Source organism: Microbacterium album, from assembly GCF_014643695.1.
Taxonomy (GTDB): Bacteria; Actinomycetota; Actinomycetes; order Actinomycetales; family Microbacteriaceae; genus Microbacterium; species Microbacterium album.
On sequence record NZ_BMJY01000002.1, the window covers coordinates 215,592 to 238,917 of the forward strand.

A 23,326-nucleotide genomic window follows, 5' to 3' on the forward strand; every position below is an offset into this window, starting at 1 on the left:
GTCGCGGTGCGAGGGGCGCCAAGGGGGTCGACGGCGGGCGTCAGGACATCCGGTCCAGCAGTTCGCGGACGGCCGCCTCGAGGGCCTCGAGCCGGGTCGCCGCGTCCTCCGCGCTCTCCCCGCGGACGTCCAGGTAGACCTTCAGCTTGGGCTCGGTGCCGCTGGGCCGCACGATCACGCGCGACCCGTCCGCGAGTGCATAGCGCAGCACGTCGCCGCCCAGGCCCGCCGGATCCTGCAGCAGGTCGTCCGCGCGTGCGACCGCGAGCTCCCCGAAGGTCGCGGGAGGGTCGGCGCGCAGGGCCGCCATGACCGACGCGATGATGGACACGTCGTCGACGCGGACGGACACCTGCCCGCTGGCGAACAGGCCGATCTCCGCCGTGAGCTCGTCGAGGAGATCCGGGACGCTCGCCCCGCGCCCCCGCGCCTCCGCCACGAGCTGCAGGAAGGCGACCGCGGCGGAGATGCCGTCCTTGTCGCGCACCGTCTCGGGGTTGACCAGGTAACCCAGCGCCTCCTCGAAGCCGTACACGAGGCCCGGCGCGCGGGAGATCCACTTGAACCCCGTGGGCGTCTCGTGGAAGTCCAGGCCGTACCGCTGCGCGATCAGGCCGAGGCCGGGCGAGGAGACGAGCGAGCAGGCCAGCGACGCGCCGGGCGAGCCGGATGCGGCGCGCGCCGCGCGCAGCCCGAGCAGCAGGCCCACCTCGTTCCCCGTGAGGCGCCGCCAACCGTCGCCGGAGGGCACGGCCACGGCCAGCCGGTCGGCGTCCGGGTCGTGCGCGATGACCAGCTCCGCGCCCTCGGCATCGGCCCGCTCGTACGCGAGGTCCATCGCGCCGGGCTCCTCGGGATTGGGGAACGCGACCGTGGGGAACGATCCGTCCGGCTCGATCTGCTCCGGCACCACCGTCGGGGACGGGTAGCCGGCCGCCTCGAGCACCCGCGCGAAGGTCTCCCAGCCGACGCCGTGCAGCGCCGTGTACACCCAGCGCAGCTCGCCGGCTCCGACGGGCGCGGGGCCGACCGAGGCGGTGGCCGCGACGTACGCGTCGACGACGGCCTCGTCGCCGACCTCGTACGCGTCCGAGCGCGGCAGGTCGGCGACGGACGCCTCGTCGGCGATCCTCCGGATACACGCCGCGATGGCGGCGTCGGACGGCGCGACGATCTGCGAGCCGCCGTCGCCGCCGCCCAGATAGACCTTGTAGCCGTTGTCGTTCGGCGGGTTGTGGCTGGCCGTGACCATCACGCCGGCGTCGGCGCCCAGGTGCCGGACGGCGAATGCGAGCACGGGCGTCGGGAGCCGGCGCGGCAGCAGCACGGCCCGCAGGCCGGCGCCTGCGAACAGCTCGGCGGAGTCGCGCGCGAACACGTCGGAGTTGCGCCGACCGTCGTAGCCGATGACCACGGTCGGTGCGCGCGACGAGCCGCGCTCCTTCTCGCGCTCGCGCAGGTAGGCGGCGAAACCGGCCGCGGCCTGCGCGACGAGGACGCGGTTCATCCGGTTGCTCCCGGCGCCCAGCTCACCCCGGAGCCCCGCCGTGCCGAACTGCAGCCGCCCGTCGAAGCGGTCGCGCAGCTGGTCGAGCGCGGCGGCGTCGTCGGCCTCGGCGCGGGCGATCAGGTCGCCGAGCTCGCCACGCGTCTCGGGGTCGGGGTCCTGTGCGAGCCACGCCCGCGCGCGGACCAGCAGGTCGCGGGCGGTGCTCGCGGGGTGCGGCGCGCTCACAGCTCACCGATCACGCGGGCGAGCAGGTCGGAGATGACCGGCTCGGCCTCGCGGCCCGCCTCGATCACCTCCGCGTGGCTGAGCGGCACCGGCGAGATGCCCGCCGCGAGGTTCGTGATGAGCGAGAAGCCCAGCACCTCCATGCCGGCCTCGCGCGCCGCGATCGCCTCGAGGGCCGTGGACATTCCGACGATGTCACCGCCGATCGCCTTCGCCATGCGCACCTCGGCGGGCGTCTCGTAGTGCGGCCCGCGGAACTGGCAGTACACGCCCTCGTCGAGCGAGGGGTCCACGCCGCGGGCGAGGTCGCGCAGGCGCCGCGAATAGAGGTCGGTCAGGTCGACGAACGTCGCCCCCTCGAGGGGGGAGTCGGCGGTCAGGTTGATGTGGTCGCTGATCAGCACGGGTTGCCCGGGCCGCCAGTGGTCGCGGATGCCACCGGCCCCGTTCGTGAGCACCATCGTCGTGGCGCCCGTCGCCGCCGCCGTCCGCACGCTGTGGACGACGCGACGCACGCCGTGGCCCTCGTAGTAGTGCGTGCGGGCACCGATCACGAGCACGGCCCGCCCGCCGGGAGTGCGGAGGGAGCGGAGGGTGCCGACGTGGCCCTCGAGCGCGGGCCTCGAGAACCCCGTGACCTCCGTCGCAGGCACGGTGGCGACGGTCTCGCCGATCAGCTCGGCGGCACGGCCCCAGCCGCTGCCGAGCGTCACCGCGATGTCGTGGCGCTCCACGCCGGTGAGCCGGGCGATGTCGGCGGCGGCGGTCCGCGCCACCTCGAACGGATCGTCGGGAGGATCGAGCGGATGGGCCTGCGTCATGGCACCACGATAACCGTGGCGGGCGGGGGATCGCCGTGGACGCGCGCGGGCGTCAAGGGGCTGGCAGGACCCCGCGGGTGGGGAAGAATGGGGCCATGGTCTTTGATTTCGAGCGCAGGCAGCGGATCGCGATCCTCGGAGGAGGTCCCGGCGGATATGAGGCGGCGCTCGCGGGCGCCCAGCTGGGCGCCGACGTGACGGTCGTCGAGCGGGCGGGGATCGGCGGGTCGGCGGTCATCACGGACGTCGTGCCGTCCAAGACCCTCATCGCCACGGCGGACGCCGCGCTGTCGATCGCGGGCGCCGGCGAGCTCGGCGTGCAGTTCTACGCGCGGGGCGACAACGGCAAGCCGCTGCGGCCGGAGATCGCCATCAACCTGCTCGCGATCAACAAGCGCCTCCTCGCGCTCGCCGGGCAGCAGTCGGAGGACATGCGCAGCCGCCTGATGGAGGCCGGCGTGAAGATCATCGCGGGCCACGGACGCCTCGAGGGCGACGGCGCGGTCGTGGTGTCGACGGGCCCCGAGGGCACGGACTTCGACCGCATCGAGGCCGACACGATCGTCGTGTCGACCGGCGCCACGCCGCGCGAGCTGCCCGCCGCGCGGCCCGACGGCGACCGGATCTTCACATGGAAGCACCTCTACAACCTCACGGCCGTGCCGGAACACCTGATCGTGGTCGGGTCGGGCGTGACGGGCGCCGAGTTCGCCTCGGCCTACATGAACCTGGGCGCCAAGGTGACGCTCGTCTCCAGTCGCGATCAGGTGCTGCCGGGCGAGGACGCCGACGCGGCCAAGGTGCTCGAGAAGGTGTTCCAGCGAGGGGGCATGACGCTGCTGGCGAAGGCCCGCGCCGAGAAGGTCGAGAACACCGGCGACGGCGTCGTGGTGACCCTCGCGGACGGCCGCGTGATCGAGGGGTCTCACTGCCTCATGGCCGTCGGCGCCATCCCGAACACGGGGGGCATCGGCCTCGAGGAGGCGGGCGTGCAGATGACGGAGTCGGGGCACATCCGGGTCAACAAGGTCAGCCGCACGTCGGTGCCGAACATCTACGCGGCGGGGGACTGCACGACCCTCATGCCGCTCGCCTCGGTCGCGTCCATGCAGGGGCGCACGGCCGTGTTCCACGCGATGGGCGACACGGCGATCCCGCTCGAGGAGCGCAAGATCGCGTCCAACATCTTCACCAACCCCGAGATCGCGACCGTCGGGTGGACCGAGCGTCACATCCACGAGCGCGTGGTCGACGGCGAGGTCTACACCCTGCCGCTCGCGGCCAACCCGCGGGCCAAGATGATGGGCGTCAAGGACGGCTTCGTGAAGCTGTTCGCCCGCACCGGATCCGGCACCGTGATCGGCGGCGTCATCGTCGCTCCGAAGGCATCCGAGCTGATCTTCCCGATCTCGCTCGCGGTCGAACGGCGCCTGACGGTGGATCAGCTCGCGCGGGCCTTCGCCGCCTACCCGTCGCTCACGGGCTCGATCACGGACGCGGCCCGCGCCATGCACCACGTCGACACGAGCGGCTTCGACCCGGCCTGAGCCCCGGCGCGCCCGCGCCCTCGCGGCGCAAGGGTCGCCGGGTCAGACGATCTGCAGCAGCTGGTGGCCCGCGGGGACCGTCGTTCCCGGTGTGGCGTCGATCGCACGGACCACGCCGTCCTTGTGCGCCTGCAGCGGCTGCTCCATCTTCATCGCCTCGAGCACGACGACCAGGTCGCCCTTGACGACCTGCTGCCCCTCCTCGACCGCGACCTTGACGACCGTCGCCTGCATGGGGGACTTGAGCGTGTCGCCGGACGCGGCCGTCGAGACGGACGTCGCCTGGTGGCTGCGGCGCGACGGCGGCACGACCGCCGGTCGGCCCTGCGCGCCGGGGGCCTGGGCGATACGGTCGGGCAGGCTCACCTCGAGTCGCTTGCCAGAGACCTCGACGACGACCGTGTGACGGGCCTCGGCCGGCTGGGGCGCCTCGACCTCGCCGTCCCACGCCGGGATGTCGTTCACGAACTCGGTCTCGATCCAGCGCGTGTACACGCCGAACGCGCCGGTCTCGGCGGTGAAGGCGGGGTCGCGCACGACCTTGCGGTGGAACGGCAGCACGGTCGGCAGACCCGCGACCTCGAACTCGTCGAGCGCGCGCCGGGAGCGCTCGAGCGCCTCGGCCCGGTCACGGCCCGTGACGATGATCTTCGCCAGCAGGGAGTCGAAGGCGCCGCCCACGACATCGCCGGCCGTGACGCCCGAGTCGAGCCGCACCCCGGGCCCGCCGAACGTCTTGAACACGTGGATGGGGCCGGGCTGGGGCAGGAACCCGCGACCGGGGTCCTCGCCGTTGATGCGGAACTCGATGGAGTGGCCCACGGGCGTCGGGTCGTCGTAGTCGATCGTGCCGCCCGCGGCGATGCGGAACTGCTCGCGCACCAGGTCGATCCCGGTGACCTCCTCGGACACGGGGTGCTCCACCTGGAGGCGTGTGTTGACCTCGAGGAACGAGATCGTGCCGTCGGCGCCGATGAGGAACTCGCACGTGCCGGCGCCGGTGTAGCCGACCTCCCGGAGGATCGCCTTCGACGCCGCGTACAGGGTTTCGTTCTGCTCGTCGGTCAGGAACGGCGCGGGAGCCTCTTCGACGAGCTTCTGGTGACGGCGCTGCAGCGAGCAGTCGCGCGTCGAGATCACCACGACCTTGCCCGCCGCGTCCGCGAGGCACTGCGTCTCGACGTGGCGCGGCCGGTCGAGGTACTTCTCGACGAAGCACTCGCCGCGGCCGAAGGCCGCGACGGCCTCGCGCGTCGCGGAGTCGAACAGCTCCGGGATCTCCTCGAGCGTGCGGGCCACCTTGAGCCCGCGGCCGCCCCCGCCGTACGCGGCCTTGATCGCGATGGGCAGACCCACCTCGCGTGCGAACGCGACGACCTCGTCGGCGCTCGCGACGGGGCCGGGGGTGCCGGGGGCGAGCGGCGCGCCGACCTTCTCGGCCACGTGGCGCGCGGTGACCTTGTCCCCGAGCGCCTCGATCGCCTCGGGCGACGGCCCGATCCAGACGAGTCCGGCCGCCTGCACGGCGCGCGCGAAGTCCGCGTTCTCGGCGAGGAAGCCGTAGCCGGGGTGGACGGCGTCGGCGCCCGAGCGCCGCGCGACGGAGAGGATCTTGTCGATCTGCAGGTACGTCTCCGCGCTCGTCTCGCCGCCCAGCGCGTACGCCTCGTCCGCCAGCCGGGCGTGCAGCGCGTCCCGGTCGGGATCGGCGTAGACGGCGACGGACGAGATCCCCGAGTCGCGGGCCGCGCGGATGATGCGGACGGCGATCTCGCCGCGGTTCGCGATGAGCACCTTGGCGATGGCAGGCATGGATTTCAGCCTACCGACGGGACCCGGGGCGCCTTTGAGTCCACCCCACAAGAAAAGCGCGGGAACGTGTCGGTTCGTCTACGAGGTCAGGCGCGGTTCCACAGCCCCGGCCAGGCGAGGCCGAGCTCGCGCACGAGCCGTCGGATCGTCGACAGCGACATCCCCACGACGGTCGAGGGATCGCCCTCCACCCGCTCGATGAACGCGCCGCCCAGACTGTCGACGGTGAAGGCCCCCGCCACGTGGAGCGGCTCGCCCGTGGCGACGTAGGCGGCGATCTCGGCCTCGTCGACGTCCGAGGCGAACGTGACGCCCGCGGCCGCCGTGGCGTGGACCTCGACCGGATCGGCCCCGGGCGAGACGCGCACCACGCTGTGGCCCGAGTGCAGCGTGCCGGTGCGCCCGCGCATCCGCCGCCACCGCTCGGTCGCCGCCTCGGCCGTGTACGGCTTGCCGTGCACCGCGCCGTCGAGCTCGAACATCGAATCCCCGCCGATCACGATCCCGTCGAACCCAGCGTGCTCGGTCGGGATCCTCGCGGCCACGTCCCCGGCCTTGCGGCGCGCGAGCAGCAGCACGTGCTCCGCCGGGGGCAGGGTGCGGCCCTCGCGCGCCTCGGTCTCGGCGATCACGGCCTCCTCGTCGACTTCCGGCGACATCGTCACCGGCTCGATCCCCGCCTGCCGCAGCAGCATGAGCCGGGCAGGGGACGTCGACGCGAGGCAGACCTGCATGTGGGCGAGTTTATGGGGTGGGGGTGGGAGCCGGGGGAGGGTGTGCGTGGGACGATGGAAGGATGCAGAGCGGGGACATCATCGAGCTGGACGTGACCGGGGTCGCGCACGGGGGCGTCTTCGTCGGGCGCCACGGGGCGAGCGACGACAGCCGGGGCCGGGTCGTGTTCGTGCCCGACGCGCTGCCGGGAGAGTGCGTGCGCGTGCGGATCGGCGAGGTCAAGAAGTCGTTCGCCCGCGGTGAGGTGCTCGAGGTGCTGGACGCGTCGCCGGACCGGCGACCCCACGTGTGGCCGGAGGCGGATGTCGCGAACGCGCCGGAGCGGCGACCGGGCGGCGCCGACTTCGGGCACGTTGCGCTCGCCCGGCAGCGCGAGCTGAAGGCGCAGGTGCTGCGCGAGGCGTTCGAGCGTTTCGCGGGAGGCGCGGTGGATGCCCCGGTCGTCGGGCCGGAGGCCGTGCTCGGCGCGGAGCACCCCGCGGTCGGCGACACCGCCGACGGGACGGGATACCGCACCCGCGTGAGCCTGCACGTCGACGACGAGGGTCGCATCGGTCCGTACGCCTCGCGCAGCCACACCGTGATCCCGGTCGGATCCCACCCGCTCGCGACGCCCGAGGTCGCCGCGGTCGCGCTCGCCCTGCGGAGCGCGGCTCCGGGACGGGTCGATCTCGTACAGCCCGACGACGGGGGTGTCCGTACGATCCGCCGCCCCGCGCGGCCGGCAGGAGGACGCCGTCCGCGCCCTGCGCAGGATGATGCGGCGTCCGAGGTCGTCGTCCAGCGGGTCGGCGAGAGGGAGTTCCAGCTCGAGGCCGGGGGTTTCTGGCAGGTGCACCGCGCTGCCGCCGCCACGCTCGACCGCGCCGTCCGGGACGCCCTCGGCGAGGTCACGAGCGACGCGTGGCACCTCGACCTCTACGGCGGGGTGGGCCTGTTCGCCGCGGCGCTCGGCGAGCTCGCGGGAGGCGCGCGGCTCACGACCGTCGAGTCCGACCCGCGTGCCTCGGCGTACGCCGAGACGAACCTCGCCGACCTGGGCGCCGAGGCGGTCGGCGCCAGGGTCGACAGGTTCCTGTCGCGGCTGCGGGCCCAGGCGAGCCTGTTCGACCGGGAGATGCTCGCGCGCGGCGTCGCGCTGCTCGATCCGCCGCGCTCGGGCGCCGGTCGCGAGGTGGTCGAGTCGCTCGCCGATCTCGGACCCGCCCGGGTGGCCTACGTCGCGTGCGATCCGGTCGCGCTCGCGCGCGACGTGGGGTACTTCCGGGGGCTCGGATACGAGCTGCGCAGCATCGCCGCGTTCGACCTGTTCCCGAACTCGCACCACGTCGAGGCGGTCGCGGTCCTCGGCCGCTGACGCCGGCTGCGACGCTCGTCCGTGCGCTCGGGGCGCCCGCGGCGCGACGCCCGGGCGCCCGGAGACGGCGGCGCCCATGTCATAGGCTGGCGCCATGACCCGAGTGGCCCTCATCGACGATCATGAGTCCGTGCGGCTCGGGCTCGTCGCCGCGATCGAGGCCGACGGACAGGAGATCGCCTTCGCGGGCGCGAGCGTGGCCGAGTACGTGGCCTGGCGCCAGGAGACCGGCGCGCCGCCCGCAGACGTCGTGCTGCTGGATCTCACGCTCGGCGACGGGACGACCGTGACGGAGAACGTCACGCGCCTGGCGGGCGAGTCCGCGGTGATCATCCACTCCGTCGCCGACCGCCCGGCCGCCGTCCGAGAGGCGCTCGCGGCGGGCGCCGTGGGCGTGGTCAGCAAGGCGTCGCCGCTCGACGACGTGCTGGGCGCCGTGCGGACCGCCGCCCGCGGCGAGCCCCTCAACAACGTGGAGTGGGCGAGCGCCGTCGAGGGCGACCGGGCGTTCGCGGACGCGCAGCTGTCGGTGCGCGAGCGGGAGGTGCTGAGGCTGTACGCGGCGGGACTGCCGCTCAAGGTCGTCGCGGATCGGCTCGGGGTGGCGTACTCGACGGCCAAGGAGAACATCACGCGCGTGCGGATGAAGTACATCGAGGTCGGCCGGCCCGCGCCCACGAAGGTGGACCTGCTGCGCCGCGCGATGGAGGACGGCATCGTCGAAGCTCCTGCCGAGGAGTGAGGGTGACCGCCCAGGGGGCCATCGACGAGGCGTGGGGGACGCTCCCGCCGGCGGGCCTCAACGTCGCCTCGCCCGGCCAGTACACGGCCGGCCGCATGGAGCGGATCATCCAGATCGTCGCGGGGACGGGCGCCGCCGCCCTCGGCACGCAGGCCTTCGTCGCCGCGCTGGGCGAGGTCGGCGCGAGCGTTCCGCACATCGTGCTGGCGACGGCGACCTTCGCCTCGCTCGGCGCCATGGTGGTGCTGTCGCTCCTGGGCCGCGCGGTGCGGGTGGGGGCGGGCCTGTTCGCCTGGGTCTACCTGGTCGTGCTGCTCGCGTGGCCGTTCGCCACGGCGGGCTCGATACGCGGTCCCGAGGAGCAGCCCTGGACCTTCTACCTGATCAACGTGGCGAGCGCGAGCACGCTGATCGCCTTCCCGCTGCGCTGGCAGATCGCGTGGGCGGTGCTCATGCCCGTCCTGTTCGCCCTCGGCCGGCTCATCAAGGGCGGCTTCCAGGCTCCCTTCTGGGTGGCGGTCGGCTATGACGTGTCGGTCGCGTTCATCCTCGGAGGCGTCTTCGTCACGGTCGCCTGGATGCTGCGCAGCCTCGCGACCGGCGTCGACGCGGCGCGCGACCAGGCGGTCGCGGCATACGCGCGGGCCGGCGCGGCGGATGCCGCCGAGAAGGAGCGCGTCGCGGTCGCGGCGCTCATGCACGACAGCGTGCTCGCCGCGCTCATCGCGGCCGAGCGGGCCGATTCTCCGCGTGCCCGCCAGCTGGCCGTATCGATGGCGAGGGAGGCACTCACGCGGCTCGCCAACGCCGAGTCGGACGACCCCGAGGGCAGCGACGAGCCGGTCTCGCGCGCCTGGATCGCCGATCAGGTGGAGTCGTCGGCGAGGGGTCTGGGCGTGCCGCTCGAGGTCGTGCGGGTCGGCGCCGACGAGCGCGCGGTCGTCCCCGGCCGGGCGGCCCGCGCGGTCGTGCTCGCGGCGACTCAGGCCATCGCGAACGCCGTGCAGCACGCGCACGGCGAGGGGCTCCGCGTGACGGTCGCGGCGGCCGGCGACGGCGTACGCGTCGACGTGAGCGACGACGGCCCGGGGCTTGACGTCGCGGCGATCCCCGCCGATCGGCTCGGGATCCGTGCATCGATCATCGCGCGCATGACGGCCGTGGGTGGCACAGCGGAGGTCGGGTCGGGTTCGTCCGGCACGACGGTCACCCTCACGTGGACGGGGGAGGTCTCGTGAGGAGCGTCCGGCGCGTGCTCAACGGCATCGCGCTCGCACTCACGGCGTACTTCGCCATCCGCGGGCTCGTGCGGCCCGAGGGCATCCGGGAGCTCGCGCTCGACATCGCGGCGGTGGCGATCTACCTGGTCGTCACGGTTCTCGCGCTGTACGTCGAGCCGCCGGGAGGGCAGCGCGAGCGCGGCGGATCCGCGGCGCCCATGCGCGCTGTCGTCCTGGCGATGATCGGCGCGGCCCTGATCCCGCCCCTCGTGACCCTGAGCACCGTGCCGGCGCATCGCGCGGACTCCCACGCGACGTGGTATCTCGGGGCCGTGGGCGCCGTGATGGCCATCCTCTGCGCCCGTCGCCGACCCGTGTCCGCGTGGATCGGGATCGGCGTGCTCGCCGTCGAGTCCATCTGGATGCTCGGGGCGCAGGCGGCACTGTCACTGGGTCTGGTGGGCTCGGCCGTGTGGGTCGCGCTCGCGCAACTGCTGCGGATCTTCACCGATCGCGCCTATCGGGACACGGCGCGGCTCGCCGCGCTGCAGCAGGCAACCTCGGCGTGGCAGGCGTCGCAGTCGGTGCGCCGGCAGGAGCGCCGGCAGCGCGTGCAGTACGCGCTCGAGGTCGCAGGACCGGTGCTCTCGCGCGTGATCGCATCCGGCGGACACCTGAGTGAGGAGGAGCGCGTGGCGGCGCGGCTGGCGGAAGGCCGGCTGCGGGACGAGCTGCGCGGCGCCCGGCTCCTCGACGACGACGTCCGCGAGGCGATCACGGCCGCGCGGCGCCGGGGTGCGGCCGTGACCGTGTTCGATGAGGGCGGGCTCGAGGGGCTGTCGCCCGAGGCGCTGGCCCGCATCCGTCGCGAGCTGGCGGAGACGCTGCGCGAGGCCGACGCCGCGCGCATCATCATCCGTTCGGCCCCCGATCCCGACGTCGCGCTCACGATCGTCGGCCGCTCCGCCGCGGGCGAGGGCCTCACGGACGAGGACGACGTCCTGCTGTGGCGCGAGATCGCTCGGCGCCCGCCCGGCGCGCTCGCCTGACGCCGTCGGTCCCGGCGCGCCGGGGGAGCGGAAAAAGAAGGGTGGGGGTGGCGATGCCACCCCCACCGGGTGCGGAGCGGTTACCCGAAAACCGTCCGCATCGGGGGCCGAACGATCATCTGCCAAACCCTTGGGGCTGATGAGTCGGCCAACGCGCAAGCGTTTCCGCTCTCAAGTATGGGCGGGGCGCAAGTTCCCCGTCTGTAGGTATTTTGGGGGACACTTTCCGTCCCGCGGGGGACGCGGCGTCGGACGGAATGCGTCAGCCGGAGAACCGGCCCCACGGGAGGTCTCGTGCGAGCGGTCGCCTCAGGCGACGGCGGCTGACCTGCCATGCGGACGGCCGCGGCTCGTCGGCCACCGCCTCCGCGGCCTCCCGCGTGTACGCCTCGCCCACCACGGCGAGCAGCGCCGCGAGCTCCTCCTCGGTCGGCCGGCCCCGCACGACCTCGACGCGCGGCGGGTCCTGCTCGCCGGCGTGCTGCCCGATCTCCCGGGTCACAGCGGGATGTTCCCGTGCTTCTTCGGCGGCAGCTCGGCGCGCTTGCCGCGCAGCGCCCGGAGCGCCTTGGCGACCGACACCCGCGTCTGCGCGGGCTCGATGATGCCGTCCAGCTCCCCACGCTCGGCCGCGAGGAAGGGCGAGGCGACGTTGTAGGTGTACTCGCTCGCGAGCCGAGCGCGCACCGTGGCGATGTCCTCGCCGGCCTCCTCGGCGCGCTTGAGTTCGCCGCGATACAGGATGTTGACCGCGCCCTGGCCGCCCATGACCGCGATCTCGGCCGTGGGCCAGGCGAGGTTGATGTCGGCGCCCAGCTGCTTCGACCCCATCACGATGTAGGCACCCCCGTACGCCTTCCGGAGGATGACGGTCACGAGGGGCACGGTGGCCTCCGCGTAGGCGTACAGCAGCTTCGCGCCGCGCCGGATCACGCCGGTCCACTCCTGATCGGTGCCCGGCAGGTAGCCGGGCACGTCCACGAGTGTGACGATCGGCACGGAGAACGCGTCGCAGAAGCGCACGAAGCGGGCGGCCTTCTCTCCCGCGTCGATGTTGAGCGTCCCGGCCATCTGCGAGGGCTGGTTGGCGATGATGCCCACGGTGCGGCCCTCGACGCGGCCGAACCCGATCACGATGTTGGGCGCGAACAGCGGCTGGACCTCGAGGAAGTCGCCGCGATCCACGATGTGCGAGATGACCTCGTGGATGTCGTACGGCTGGTTGGGGGAGTCGGGGACGATCGTGTTGAGCGTGCGGTCGGGATCCGTCGTCTCCCACGAGAAGTCGCTCTCGTAGGCCGGGACCTCCGCCATGTTGTTGTCGGGCAGGTAGCCCAGCAGCGTGCGTGCGTAGTCGATCGCGTCGTCCTCGTCCTCGGCGAGGTAGTGGGCCACGCCCGAGCGGGTGTTGTGCGTGTGCGCGCCGCCGAGCTCCTCCATGCCGACGTCCTCGCCCGTGACGGTCTTGATGACGTCGGGACCCGTGACGAACATCTGGCTGGTCTTGTCGACCATGATCACGAAGTCGGTCAGCGCGGGGGAGTACACGGCACCGCCGGCCGCGGGGCCCATGATGATCGAGATCTGCGGGATGACGCCCGACGCCGCGGTGTTGAGGCGGAAGATCTCGCCGTACTTGCCCAGCGCGACCACGCCCTCCTGGATGCGGGCCCCGCCGGAGTCGAGGATGCCGATGACGGGCATGCCGCCCCGGAGGGCGAACTCCATCACCTTGATGATCTTGTCGCCGGCGACCTCGCCGAGCGAGCCGCCGAACGTCGTGAAGTCCTGCGCGTACACGGCGACCGTGCGGCCGTGGATCGTGCCGACGCCCGTGACGACCGAGTCGCCGTACGGGCGCGAGCGGTCCATGCCGAACGCCGTCGTGCGGTGCCGCACGTACTCGTCGAGCTCGACGAAGCTGCCGGGGTCGACCAGCAGCTCGATCCGCTCGCGCGCGGTCAGCTTGCCCTTGGCATGCTGCTTCTCGCGCGCCTTCTCCTCGGCCGCGACGACGGCCTCGTGATAGCGCGCCCGCAGGTCGTCGATCTTGTCCTGGGTCGAGACCTGCGGTGCCTGCGGGGGGAGATCCGGTTCCGTCACGCGTTCCACCCTATCCGCGGCGTTCCGGCGGCCCTTGGAGCCCGAGCACAATGCCGCGCCCGATCCTGTGTCGAGTGTCGTGCGTGCAGCGGGCGCTAGGGTGACCGGGTGGGGTTCCAGAGGGCGCGGGCCGTCGCCGGACGGTGGGACGAGGTCGAGGCGACCGGATCGACCAACGCCGACCTGGTGGCGGCGGTGCGGGACGGGGCGGTGCTGCCGCATCTCAGTGTGCGGATCACGGGGGATCAGCGGGCCGGCCGCGGCCGGCTCGACCGGGTCTGGCAGGCCCCGCCGGGCGCCGCCCTGGCGATCTCGGTGCTGGTGCGCGTGCCGCGCATCCCCGCGGCGGTCCGGGGGTGGATCCCGCTCATCGCCGGGACCGCGATGGCGGGCGCCGTGCGAGCACAGCTCCCGGACCGCGAGGTCGGGGTCAAGTGGCCCAACGACGTCCTGGTCGAGGGGCGCAAGCTGTGCGGCATTCTCGCCGAGGGCACGACCGATCCCGATGCGGTCGTGGTCGGCGCGGGCATCAACACCGCGATGACGGCGGAGGAGCTCCCGGTGGCGTCGGCCACGTCGTTCGCCGTGCTGGGGGTGCGCTGCGACGAGGACGCGCTCGTGGCCGCGTACCTCACGGCGCTGGACCGGATGCTCGGCGCGCTCGCCGCGGGCGACGCCGTCGCCGCGGGCATCCACCGCGCCGTCTCGGCCACCTGCCTGACCCTGGGGCGCGAGGTCACGGTGTCCCTGCCCGACGGTTCGGCGCTGCGCGGCATCGCCCGGGCACTGGAGGCCGACGGCCGGCTGCTCGTGGGCGATCCCGGACAGGCCGTGTCCGCGGGCGACGTCGTGCACGTCCGCTGACCGCCGACACGCGGCGTCACGCACGTCCGGCGCCCGCGTCCGACATGGACAATGAAGGGGTGAGCCAGCCGACCCCCGGGGCGCGACCCGTGACGCCGCCGCCCGGCGCGCCCGCGCCCGAGCTCGTCGTCGCCACCGTGCGCGGTCACGCCGGGAAGCTGATCTGGTCGGCCCTGCTGCTCATCGTCGTCGCGGGAGCCGTCGGGTATCTGCTCGGCAACCTGCCGGCGCCGTTCGAGGACTGGATGCTGCTGGCCGCCGCCGGAGCGCTCGTGCTTCTGGGCGTCGTGCTCCCGTATCTCGTCTGGCTCTCCCGGACCTACACGATCACCACGCGCCGCGTCATCGCGCGCCGGGGCCTGCTCGCGCGCACGCGCACCGAGCTGTCGCACGCCCGCGGCTACACGATCGCGACGCGGCGGGGCATCCTGCAGCGGATGCGCGGGACCGGCACGCTCACGCTCTCGGACGGTGTGGAGGGCCAGCTCGTGCTGAGGGACGTCCCGGGCCCGGGACTGGTGGGCGAGGTGCTCGCCGACCATGTCGAGATGAACCAGATCCTCGCGCACCGGGACTCGCAGGGGTTCTCGTTCGGCGCCGCCAGCGCGGTCGCTCCGTAGCCGGCCCGCGTGGCCCGCGCCGTCGGCGGCATGCGGGAAGATGGAGACGGACGAAGCGGAGGTTCCATGGGGATGCGTGTCGGCGTGATCGGCGGCGGACAGCTCGCGCGGATGATGATCGCCCCGGCGGTCGAGCTGGGCGTCGAGCTGCGGGTGCTCGCGGAAGGCGAGGGCATGGCGGCCGCGCTCGCGGCCACGGCCGTGGGCGACTATCGCGACATCGACACGGTGACGGCGTTCGCGCGCGATGTGGACGTCGTGACCTTCGACCACGAGCACGTTCCCCAGCCCGTCCTGCGCGCGCTCGTCGACGGGGGCATCGCGGTGCATCCGGGGCCCGACGCGCTGCAGTTCGCGCAGGACAAGCTCGTCATGCGCCGTCGCCTCGCCGAGCTCGGGGCGCCGCAGCCCGACTGGGCCGCCGTGGCCAGCGAGGCCGAGCTGCGCGCGTTCCTCGACGCCCACGGCGGGCGCGCTGTCGTGAAGACGCCGCGCGGCGGCTACGACGGGAAGGGAGTGCGCGTGGTCTCGGCACCCGATGAGGCCGCCGACTGGTTCGCCGCCGTCGACGGCCCCCTGCTCGCCGAGGAGCTCGTGCCGTTCACGCGGGAGCTCGCGCAGCAGGTCGCGCGCCGCGCGAGCGGCGAGGTCGCGGCGTATCCCGTGGTGGAGACCGTGCAGCGCGACGGGGTGTGCGCGGAGGTCATCGCCCCGGCGCCCCGCGCGAGCGAGCGCCTCATGGAGGCCGCCGCCCGGCTCGGCGTGACGATCGCGGAGGGACTCGGCGTGACGGGCATGCTCGCGGTGGAGCTGTTCGAGACGGCCGACGAGCGCATCCTGGTCAACGAGCTCGCGATGCGTCCTCACAACAGCGGCCACTGGACGCAGGACGGCGCCGTCACGAGCCAGTTCGAGCAGCACCTGCGGGCCGTGCTCGACCTGCCGCTGGGCGCGACCGATCCGCTCGCCGACTGGGCGGTGATGATCAACATCCTCGGCGGCCCGGCCGATGCGGGGCTGACCGACCGCTTCGCATCCGCGATGGCGGAGCATCCCGCGGCCAGGATCCACACGTACGGCAAGGCCCCGCGTCCGGGGCGCAAGGTCGGCCACGTCAACCTGACGGGTGACGACCTCGACCGGATCGTGTACGAGGCGCGGGCGGCCGCCGGCTTCTTCGCCTGAGCGACGGGTCGCGCTCGGGAACTTCCAGCATCTGGCCCTAGCCTGTAACGCGTGCTGCACTCGACCGACTCCTCCGCCTCCGACGCCCCGCTCATCGGTGTCGTCATGGGCTCCGACTCCGACTGGCGCGTGATGGCGGACGCCTCCGCGGCGCTGACCGAGTTCGGCATCCCGCACGAGGTCGAGGTCGTCTCCGCCCACCGCACGCCCGACAAGCTGATGCGGTACGGGCGCGAGGCCCGCGCCCGCGGCCTGCGCGCGATCATCGCCGGCGCGGGCGGCGCCGCGCACCTGCCCGGCATGCTGGCGTCCGTGACGGCCCTGCCCGTGATCGGCGTGCCGGTGAAGCTGAAGTCGCTCGACGGGATGGACTCGCTGCTGTCGATCGTGCAGATGCCGGCCGGGATCCCGGTCGCGACCGTGTCGATCGACGGCGCGCGCAACGCCGGGCTGCTCGCGGCGCGCATCCTCGGCGCCGGCGACCCCGCGATCGCCGAACGCGTCGAGCAGTACGCCCGAGACCTCGAGCGGCAGGTCGAGGAGAAGAACGCGCGGTTGAAAGGCTCGCTGTGACGGCGATCAGCGCGCCCGAGCGCGGCGCAGCGCCCACGTCGCGCGGACGCGCGCTGATCGAGCAGCGACCGCTGCGGTTCCCGAACGCCGCCTCGCCGCACGTGATGACCCGCCGGGCCTGGTGGCTCGTGCTGATCGGCTGGCTCATCCCCGGCTCGGCCCAGGTGCTCGCAGGCAACCGGCGCCTCGGGCGCTTCGGACTCGCGGCGACCCTCCTGCTCTGGACCGTGATCGTCCTGCTGGCACTCGGCTACTTCCTGTGGCGGCAGGGGCTGACGACCGTGCTGCTGAACCCGATCGCGCTCCTGATCGCCCAGATCCTCGCCGGCGGGTACACGCTGCTGTGGATCGTGCTCGGCATCGACACCCTGCGTCTGGCCCGGCTCGTGAAGGCGCGGCCGGCCGCCCGATTCGGGATCGCGCTGCTGGCGATCGTGCTGCTGGTCGTCTCGGGCGGCGCGGGGGCGTACGCCACCAGCACCATCGGCACGGCCCGCGAGGCGCTGGGCTCCATCTTCGGCCTCGGCGGCCCGCCCGTGGCGCCCAGCGACGGCTACTACAACATCCTGCTGCTCGGTGCGGACAGCGGCGACGGGCGCGACTCCATGCGGTTCGACAGCATCTCCGTGGTGTCGATCAATGCCGAGACCGGTGCCGCGACCATCACGGGCATCCCGCGCGACCTGCCGTATGCGCCGTTCAGCGAAGGCCCCATGCGCGACCTGTATCCCGACGGGCACGTCGGCCAGTACGACCCCGAGTGCGGCTGGGGGTCGGGGATCAACCAGCTGCGCACCGAGGTGGAGCTGTGCCGCGACGGCGACGCGCTCTACCCCGACGCGGCCCGCCACGGCTCCTCGCCGGGCGTCGAGGCGACCAAGGACGCCGCGGAGGGCGCGCTGGGCATCGAGATCCCGTACTACGTCTTCATCGACATGCACGGCTTCGCGGATCTGATCGACGCGCTCGGCGGCGTCGAGATCGAGGTCAGCGAGCGGCTGCCGAAGGGGTGGGGCCCGGCGTGGCCCGGGCAGTCGGCCGACGCGTGGGCCATCGGCTGGATCGAGCCCGGCCTGCAGCGCATGGACGGCGACACGGCGCAGTGGTACGCCCGCTCGCGCTACACCACGAGCGACTGGGACCGGATGCAGCGCCAGCGCCAGCTGCAGGAGGCGATCCTGCGGCAGTTCACCCCCACGACGGTGCTGACGCGCTTCCAGGAGGTCGCGGAGGCGGGAACGAACCTGGTGGACACCGACGTGCCGCAGTCGATGCTGCCGCACTTCCTCGAGCTGGCCCTCAAGGCCAAGGAGCAGCCGATCACGACCATCGAGCTGATCCCTCCCGTGGTGGACCAGGAGCAGCCGGACTACGTCGCCATCCGCGAGATGGTGCGTGCCGCGCTGCACCCGCCCACTCCGACGGAGGAGCCGCAGTAGCGTCCTGCTGAGGCACCCGCGTGGGCGACGCGCGGGGCGCGGCGGGGCGTTCTCACGGCCGGCCTCGCTACGCTTCGAGGCATGACGGTCAGGCTGCGCATCGTGCTCGATCAGCTGGTCTCCGCGACCGACCCCGACCTCGCGATGGCCTCGCGGTCGCTCGCGCTGGCCCTGGCGGAGGCGGCGCCCGGCGGGTGCGGCGTCGAGGCGATCGCCCCGGCGGGCTGGATGCCCGTGCTGCCCGGCGTTGACGAGGGCCGGCGCCTGCCTCTCGGCCGCCGCGAGACGGCGGCCGCATGGCAGCTCGGCGTCGTGGCGGGTGTGGGCGGCGGCATGATCCACTCGCCGACCCTGATGGCGCCGCTCGTGCGCCACGATCGGGTGCACGACCACGACCAGACGGTCGTCACGCTGTGGGACCTGCGCGCGTGGGAGGCCCCCGAGGAGATGCCCCGGGCCCAGGTGATCTGGGAGCGCGCGATGCTGCGGCGCGCCGCGCGGTACGCCGACGCCGTGGTGGTGCCCACGCACGCCATCGCCGAGCGGCTCGCCTCCCACGCCGAGCTCGGCGAGCGGGTGCACGTCATCGCGGGCGCCGCGCCCGACGGATTCGCCGCGCCGTCCGACGCCGAGGCGCGTCGACGCGACCTCCGGGTCGGATCGGGATACCTCGTGATGGCCGGCGGGGTCGCCCCCTCGGACGGACTGGCGGCGGGACTGCGCGCGGCCGCCCCGACAGGGCTCGACATCGTGATCATCGACGTCCCGGAGGGGGAGGAGGCAGCCGTGACCGAGCTGGCCGCCGCTTCGGGCGTGGCCGAGCAGCGCGTGCATCCCCGGTCGGGCCTGGACCACGGCGACCGTGCTGCGGTGCTCGCGGCCGCGGGCGGGTTCCTCGCGCCGTCCGCGCGGGGCGCGTGGCCGTGGCGCGTCATCGAGGCGATGGCGATGGGCACCCCGGTCGTCGCGACCGACTCGGACGTCCACCGCGAGGTGGTGCTGGACGGCGGGCTCGTCGTTCCGGAGCCGGACCTGGAGGACGCCGTCGCCGATGCGCTCGGCGACGGCCGCGACAGGCTGCGCGTGCTCGCGCAGGACCGGGCGCGCGCGTTCTCCTGGCAGGGCGCCGCCGAGCGCGTGTGGCAGGTGCACGCCGACCTGTGAGGGCGCACCTCTGAGGGTGCACTTCCAGGTTGCGCGACGGCGGCGTTATAGGATCCAGTGTGACTTTCTGCGGGTTGGCATTTCGGGGCGCGAGCGCGTGACGACGGTTGATCTCTCCGAGTACGACGTCCCGGGCCGAGGCCGCGGGATCCTCGACGTCCTCCGCTGGCGCTTCCTGCTGAGGCTGCTGGTGCGGAAGGGCACCGCCACGCGCTACCGCAACTCGGCGCTCGGCTGGACCTGGTCCTACGTGAAGCCGCTGATCCAGTTCCTCGTGTACTGGCTCGTCATGGGGTTCATCTTCGGGATGGACCGGGGGCTGGAGAACTTCCCGGCGTACCTCTTCGCGGGCTTCGTGGCGGTGAACTACTTCAACGAGGCTTTCGGCAACGCGACGACATCGATCGTCGACAACCGCGCGCTCGTCAAGAAGATCTATCTGCCGCGCGAGCTGTTCCCCGTCGCCGCCATCATCGGGGCGTTCGTGCACTTCCTGCCGCAGCTGGCGATCCTCGTGCTCGTCGTGCTGCTCTACGGGTGGGTGCCCTCGCTGATGGGGATCATCGCGATCCTGCTGGGCATCGCGATCCTCGCCGCTGCGAGCCTCGGCCTCGGGCTCTTCTTCGCCGGCCTCAACGTCCGCTTCCGCGACGCGCAGAATTTCGTCGACATCCTCCGCATGCTCGCCACGTGGGCTTCCCCCGTGCTCTACACGTGGGTGCTGATCCGCGACAACCTCCCGGAGTGGGTCCTGTACGTGTACATGGTCAATCCGATCACCATCGCCGTTGAGCTGTTCCACTACGGGTTCTGGCGCCCGACGGTCGGGGACTGGCACGGGTTCCCGCCGCACTTCGAGCTCTACGCCCTGGGAGCCATCGGCATCTGCATCGCCTTCCTGCTGGTGGGCCAGGCGGTCTTCCGGCGCTTCGAACGCTCTTTCGCTCAGGATCTGTGATGTCCGGTACTTTCATCGCCACCACCGACAAGCGGCCGTCGATCATCATCGACCACGTCACCAAGCACTTCCTCAAGCGGAACACGCACTCCTTCAAGGAGGCGTTCATCGGCTGGATCAAGCGCAAGAAGGTGCGGGCCGACCGGTTCAACGCACTCGACGACGTGAGCTTCCAGATCGGCGAGGGCGAGTCGGTCGCCGTGCTCGGGTTCAACGGCTCGGGCAAGTCGACGACGCTCAAGCTCGTCTCCGGCGTGCTGGAGCCCGACGAGGGACGCGTCTTCACGCGGGGTCGCGTGGCCGGCCTCATCGAGGTGGGTGCGGGATTCCACCCCGATCTCTCCGGTCGCGAGAACGTCTACCTGAACGCGGCCATCCTGGGCATGAACCAGAAGCAGATCGACGAGCGCTTCGATGACATCGTCGCGTTCAGCGAGATCGGCGAGTTCATCGACCAGGAGGTGAAGCACTACTCGTCGGGAATGTTCATGCGCCTGGCATTCTCGGTCGCCATCCACGTCGATCTGGACGTCCTCCTGGTCGACGAGGTGCTCTCGGTCGGCGATGCGCCGTTCCGCGAGAAGTGCTACGCGAAGATCGAAGAGCTGACCGCGCGGGGCGTCACGATGCTCGTCGTCAGCCATGACATGTCGACGATCCAGCGGCTCTGCCAGCGTGGGATCGTGATCCACAAGGGCAAGCTGCTCTTCGACGGCCCCATCGAGGAGGCCGTGCACGTCATCCGCACGACGCCGCACTGAGCTGCGCGCGGGATCAACGCTCGCGGCGGACGACCCTCCGGAGCTTGTCGTATCCGCGTGCCACGACGTTGAGGCGGCTGAGCTCGTGACGCAGCTGCGCGATCTCGTCCCGGATGCCGTGCTCCACCTCGACGAAGCGACGGTCCATGAACTTCGTCAGGTACAGCACGAGCCCGAGGCCGTGCTCGCCGACGTACTCGCGCAGCGCCTCGTCGCGGATCAGCGCGTCGTACTTCGCGTGCGTGCCGGGCAGAGCGATCACGCTGTTGCCCGTCGCACCCTTGTCGCCCTCGCGCTGATGCCAGTACGCGTAAGGGGTGTCGCCCAGGTAGTCGAGCGGCCCCCGCGAGAGCACTCTGAGGTTGAAGTTCCAGTCCCCGACGACGGGGAGCCGGTCGTCGTACAGTCCGAGCTCCTCGTGCAGGCTGCGGCGGTAGACGAATCCGATGGGCACATAACGGTTGAACAGCAGTGTGTCGCCGAGGGTGGGCACCTGCAGGTGAGGCTGGAACACCTCCCGTCGGACCGGGACATAGGCATCGCCCCGGCGCTCCTCCCAGACGATCTCGATCCGGGAGACCACGCCGCCACGGCCCCGGTGGCTGTCGAGGTAGGCCACGGCGCGCTCGAGGAACTCCGGGTGCCAGGTGTCGTCGTCGTCGTGGAGGACGAGGAGCGGCGCAGAGGTCGCCAGCACGCCGGCGTTCGCGCTCACCCAGCGGCCGCGAGGGGCCTGGTGGTGCAGCGCCCGTACGCGGCTCCTGTGCTGCTCGGGCAAACCCCGGAGCAGGTCGTCCACGGCGCCGGGGTCCCCGCCGTCGTTCACCACGATGCATTCCCAGTCGGGCATGGTCTGGGCCGTGATGCTCTCAAGGGCCCGTGCGAGGAAGGCGGGCCTGTCCTTGGTGCGGACGATGATCGCGACGAGTGGCTCCGACATCATCGCCCCATGCCCGTGTACGTCCACCCCGCGGCTCGCCACCGGATCGGGTCGAGGGCGTTACGCCCGTCGAACACGACGGGGCGGGAGACGAGCGCCGCCGTGGCGTCGGGGTCGAGCTCGCGGTACTCACGCCACTCCGTCACGAGGACGACGGCCTCGGCGCCGCGCAGCGCGTCTGTCGCGGAGGCCGCATACTCGAGCTGCGGGTGCATCTGGCGAGCGTTGGGGACCGCCTCCGGATCGTGCGAGATCACCTCCGCACCCAGGCCTTTCAGACGGACGGCGACATCCAGCGCGGGGGAGTCTCGGATGTCGTCGGAGTCGGGCTTGAAGGCGAGCCCGAGCACGGCGACACGATGGCCGAACACCTGACCGTCGAACGAGTCGACGACCAGATCGACGAGCCGCTGCCGCCGCCGCAGGTTGATCTCGTCGACCTGCTTGAGGAAGGCGACGGACTCGCCTTTGCCGAGCTCCTCGGCGCGCGCGGCGAACGCCCGGATGTCCTTCGGCAGGCATCCGCCGCCGAATCCGACGCCGGCGTTGAGGAAGCGGCGTCCGATGCGCGCGTCGTGCCCGATGGCGTCGGCGAGCATCGTGACATCCGCACCCGTGACCTCGGCGATCTCCGCCATCGCGTTGATGAAGCTGATCTTCGTGGCGAGGAAAGAGTTGGCGGCGACCTTCACGAGCTCCGCAGTGGCGTAATCGGTCACGATGCGAGGCGTCCCCGCCTCGATCGCGGCGGCGTAGACGGCGTCGAGGACCGCAGTGTCCTGCTCCCGCGATGCTTCAGCGACGCCGTAGACGAGCCGGTCCGGTCGCACCGTGTCCTGAACCGCGAAACCCTCCCGCAGGAACTCCGGGTTCCAGGCGAGCCGCGCACCCGTCGGGTCCACGAGCGCTGCGAGCCGGGCGGCGGTGCCGACGGGGACGGTCGACTTGCCCACGACGAGGGAACCGGGCGCCAGGTGGGGGATCAGCCCGTCGATCGCCGCATCGACGAAGCGCAGGTCCGCGCCGGCGCCGTCCTTGCGCTGGGGAGTGCCCACAGCGACGAAGTGCACCTCCGCGTCCGCGACGGCCGACATGTCAGTAGTGAACGCGAGGCGGCCGGATCCGAGGCCCGCGGAGAGGATCTCCGCCAGGCCGGGCTCGAAGAAGGGCGTCTCGCCCGCGGCCAGCTTGGCGATTTTCGCGACGTCGACGTCGACGCCGACGACGTCGTGCCCCAGCGAGGCCATCGCGGCCGCATGCACGGCACCGAGGTATCCGCATCCGATGACGCTCAGCTTCATTCCCGAGTGCTCCCTTTCTCGCGTGCTCGCGCGCGAGAAGGCAGCCCGCGCGACACCGCCCCCCATCCTCCCACGCGGGGCGCGGTGCGCTGACGGGGAACGCGGGTCTCGCTTTGTCCAGTGCGTCCCATCTGCAACACTGACCACATGCCCCCTCGAGCCGTACGCCGGTCGATCTCCCGTGCCACTCGATTGACCGTCGCTTTCCTCGCTGTCGTCGGTGTCGCCCTCGCCGCCGCGCCCCTGATGTCGCCGGCGCCTGCCGCCGCGCTCGGCCCGGCGGCAGGCGCCGTCACTCCAGGGGCGACTCCCGAGCCCGCCCAGACACCAGAGGTCTCGCCGGCCCCGACGCGTTCGCCTGCCCCATTGCCGGAGGAGGGCGCCCCACCGCCGCAGGAGC

The 23,326-nt window shown here is 72.5% G+C and carries 21 protein-coding genes; 13 read left to right on the plus strand and 8 right to left on the minus strand.

All coding sequences use genetic code 11. From position 1 onward, the window contains the following. Positions 1-40 precede the first annotated feature (40 nt). Both IEX37_RS03635 and IEX37_RS03640 read right to left on the minus strand, forming a co-directional pair. Positions 41-1,735, minus strand: a complete 1,695-nt coding sequence (locus tag IEX37_RS03635) for a phospho-sugar mutase (RefSeq protein WP_188754887.1) — start codon at positions 1,733-1,735, stop codon at positions 41-43. Then, the gene (locus IEX37_RS03640; protein WP_188754888.1) at positions 1,732-2,556 is read right to left on the minus strand and encodes a purine-nucleoside phosphorylase; all 825 of its coding nucleotides are present in this window, start codon (positions 2,554-2,556) and stop codon (positions 1,732-1,734) included. The genes IEX37_RS03635 and IEX37_RS03640 overlap by 4 nt, the downstream gene beginning before the upstream one ends. A gap of 95 nt (positions 2,557-2,651) precedes the next feature. Here IEX37_RS03640 and IEX37_RS03645 point away from each other — a divergent pair, with 95 nt between their 5' ends. After that, entirely contained in the window at positions 2,652-4,103 is a 1,452-nt protein-coding gene (locus IEX37_RS03645) for an NAD(P)H-quinone dehydrogenase (protein ID WP_188754889.1), read from the plus strand. Between the two features lie 42 nt (positions 4,104-4,145). Here IEX37_RS03645 and IEX37_RS03650 read toward each other — a convergent pair whose 3' ends face one another. Both IEX37_RS03650 and IEX37_RS03655 read right to left on the minus strand, forming a co-directional pair. Then, positions 4,146-5,915 carry an acetyl/propionyl/methylcrotonyl-CoA carboxylase subunit alpha gene (locus tag IEX37_RS03650; RefSeq protein ID WP_188754890.1) on the minus strand — a complete coding sequence of 590 codons (1,770 nt, stop codon included), beginning with the start codon at positions 5,913-5,915 and terminating at the stop codon, positions 4,146-4,148. Between the two features lie 86 nt (positions 5,916-6,001). Further along, positions 6,002-6,649 carry a Maf family protein gene (locus tag IEX37_RS03655; protein WP_188754891.1) on the minus strand — a complete coding sequence of 216 codons (648 nt, stop codon included), beginning with the start codon at positions 6,647-6,649 and terminating at the stop codon, positions 6,002-6,004. Positions 6,650-6,711: 62 nt separating this feature from the next. Between IEX37_RS03655 and IEX37_RS03660 the strand changes: the two genes are divergently transcribed. The 4 genes from IEX37_RS03660 to IEX37_RS03675 all read left to right on the plus strand — a co-directional run bounded on the left by IEX37_RS03660 (position 6,712) and on the right by IEX37_RS03675 (position 11,018). After that, a complete protein-coding gene (locus IEX37_RS03660; protein ID WP_188754892.1) occupies positions 6,712-8,007 on the plus strand; it encodes a class I SAM-dependent RNA methyltransferase in 1,296 nt (431 codons plus the stop codon). A 94-nt stretch (positions 8,008-8,101) separates the two neighbouring features. After that, complete coding sequence (locus IEX37_RS03665) at positions 8,102-8,749, plus strand: response regulator transcription factor (RefSeq protein WP_188754893.1); 648 nt, start codon at positions 8,102-8,104, stop codon at positions 8,747-8,749. 2 nt (positions 8,750-8,751) lie between these two features. Then, positions 8,752-9,987, plus strand: coding sequence for a sensor histidine kinase (locus IEX37_RS03670; protein WP_188754894.1), 1,236 nt, complete (start codon positions 8,752-8,754; stop codon positions 9,985-9,987). Beyond that, a complete protein-coding gene (locus IEX37_RS03675; protein WP_188754895.1) occupies positions 9,984-11,018 on the plus strand; it encodes a hypothetical protein in 1,035 nt (344 codons plus the stop codon). The genes IEX37_RS03670 and IEX37_RS03675 overlap by 4 nt, the downstream gene beginning before the upstream one ends. Before the next feature lie 262 nt (positions 11,019-11,280). On the opposite strand, the gene IEX37_RS03680 is transcribed toward IEX37_RS03675, so the two are convergent. Then, entirely contained in the window at positions 11,281-11,520 is a 240-nt protein-coding gene (locus IEX37_RS03680; protein ID WP_229663045.1) for an acyl-CoA carboxylase subunit epsilon, read from the minus strand. Beyond that, the gene (locus tag IEX37_RS03685; protein WP_373286244.1) at positions 11,517-13,130 is read right to left on the minus strand and encodes an acyl-CoA carboxylase subunit beta; all 1,614 of its coding nucleotides are present in this window, start codon (positions 13,128-13,130) and stop codon (positions 11,517-11,519) included. The genes IEX37_RS03680 and IEX37_RS03685 overlap by 4 nt, the downstream gene beginning before the upstream one ends. A 99-nt stretch (positions 13,131-13,229) precedes the next feature. On the opposite strand from IEX37_RS03685, the gene IEX37_RS03690 reads away from it, so the two are divergent. From IEX37_RS03690 to IEX37_RS03725, 8 genes are all read left to right on the plus strand, one after another. After that, on the plus strand, positions 13,230-13,985 hold the full coding sequence (locus tag IEX37_RS03690; protein ID WP_188754897.1) for a biotin--[acetyl-CoA-carboxylase] ligase: 756 nt from the start codon (positions 13,230-13,232) through the stop codon (positions 13,983-13,985). Positions 13,986-14,044: 59 nt separating this feature from the next. Further along, entirely contained in the window at positions 14,045-14,605 is a 561-nt protein-coding gene (locus IEX37_RS03695; RefSeq protein WP_188754898.1) for a PH domain-containing protein, read from the plus strand. A gap of 66 nt (positions 14,606-14,671) precedes the next feature. Continuing rightward, on the plus strand, positions 14,672-15,790 hold the full coding sequence (locus IEX37_RS03700) for a 5-(carboxyamino)imidazole ribonucleotide synthase (RefSeq protein WP_188754899.1): 1,119 nt from the start codon (positions 14,672-14,674) through the stop codon (positions 15,788-15,790). Positions 15,791-15,895: 105 nt separating this feature from the next. Next, entirely contained in the window at positions 15,896-16,363 is a 468-nt protein-coding gene (gene purE, locus IEX37_RS03705; protein ID WP_188755098.1) for a 5-(carboxyamino)imidazole ribonucleotide mutase, read from the plus strand. Further along, entirely contained in the window at positions 16,360-17,802 is a 1,443-nt protein-coding gene (locus IEX37_RS03710; RefSeq protein ID WP_229663046.1) for an LCP family protein, read from the plus strand. The genes purE and IEX37_RS03710 overlap by 4 nt, the downstream gene beginning before the upstream one ends. Positions 17,803-17,883: 81 nt before the next feature. Beyond that, positions 17,884-18,966 (plus strand): glycosyltransferase, encoded by a 1,083-nt coding sequence (locus IEX37_RS03715; RefSeq protein WP_188754900.1) that lies wholly within the window; start codon positions 17,884-17,886, stop codon positions 18,964-18,966. Positions 18,967-19,063: 97 nt separating this feature from the next. Beyond that, positions 19,064-19,924, plus strand: coding sequence for an ABC transporter permease (locus IEX37_RS03720; RefSeq protein WP_229663047.1), 861 nt, complete (start codon positions 19,064-19,066; stop codon positions 19,922-19,924). Beyond that, the gene (locus IEX37_RS03725; protein WP_188754902.1) at positions 19,924-20,685 is read left to right on the plus strand and encodes an ABC transporter ATP-binding protein; all 762 of its coding nucleotides are present in this window, start codon (positions 19,924-19,926) and stop codon (positions 20,683-20,685) included. The genes IEX37_RS03720 and IEX37_RS03725 overlap by 1 nt, the downstream gene beginning before the upstream one ends. Positions 20,686-20,698: 13 nt before the next feature. Here the strand turns inward: IEX37_RS03725 and IEX37_RS03730 are convergent, their stop codons facing one another. Next, positions 20,699-21,628: a glycosyltransferase family 2 protein gene (locus IEX37_RS03730; RefSeq protein WP_188754903.1), complete on the minus strand. Its 930-nt coding sequence runs from the start codon at positions 21,626-21,628 to the stop codon at positions 20,699-20,701. After that, positions 21,625-22,926 (minus strand): UDP-glucose dehydrogenase family protein, encoded by a 1,302-nt coding sequence (locus IEX37_RS03735; RefSeq protein ID WP_188754904.1) that lies wholly within the window; start codon positions 22,924-22,926, stop codon positions 21,625-21,627. Before IEX37_RS03735 ends, IEX37_RS03730 begins: the two co-directional genes overlap by 4 nt. Positions 22,927-23,326 lie beyond the last annotated feature (400 nt).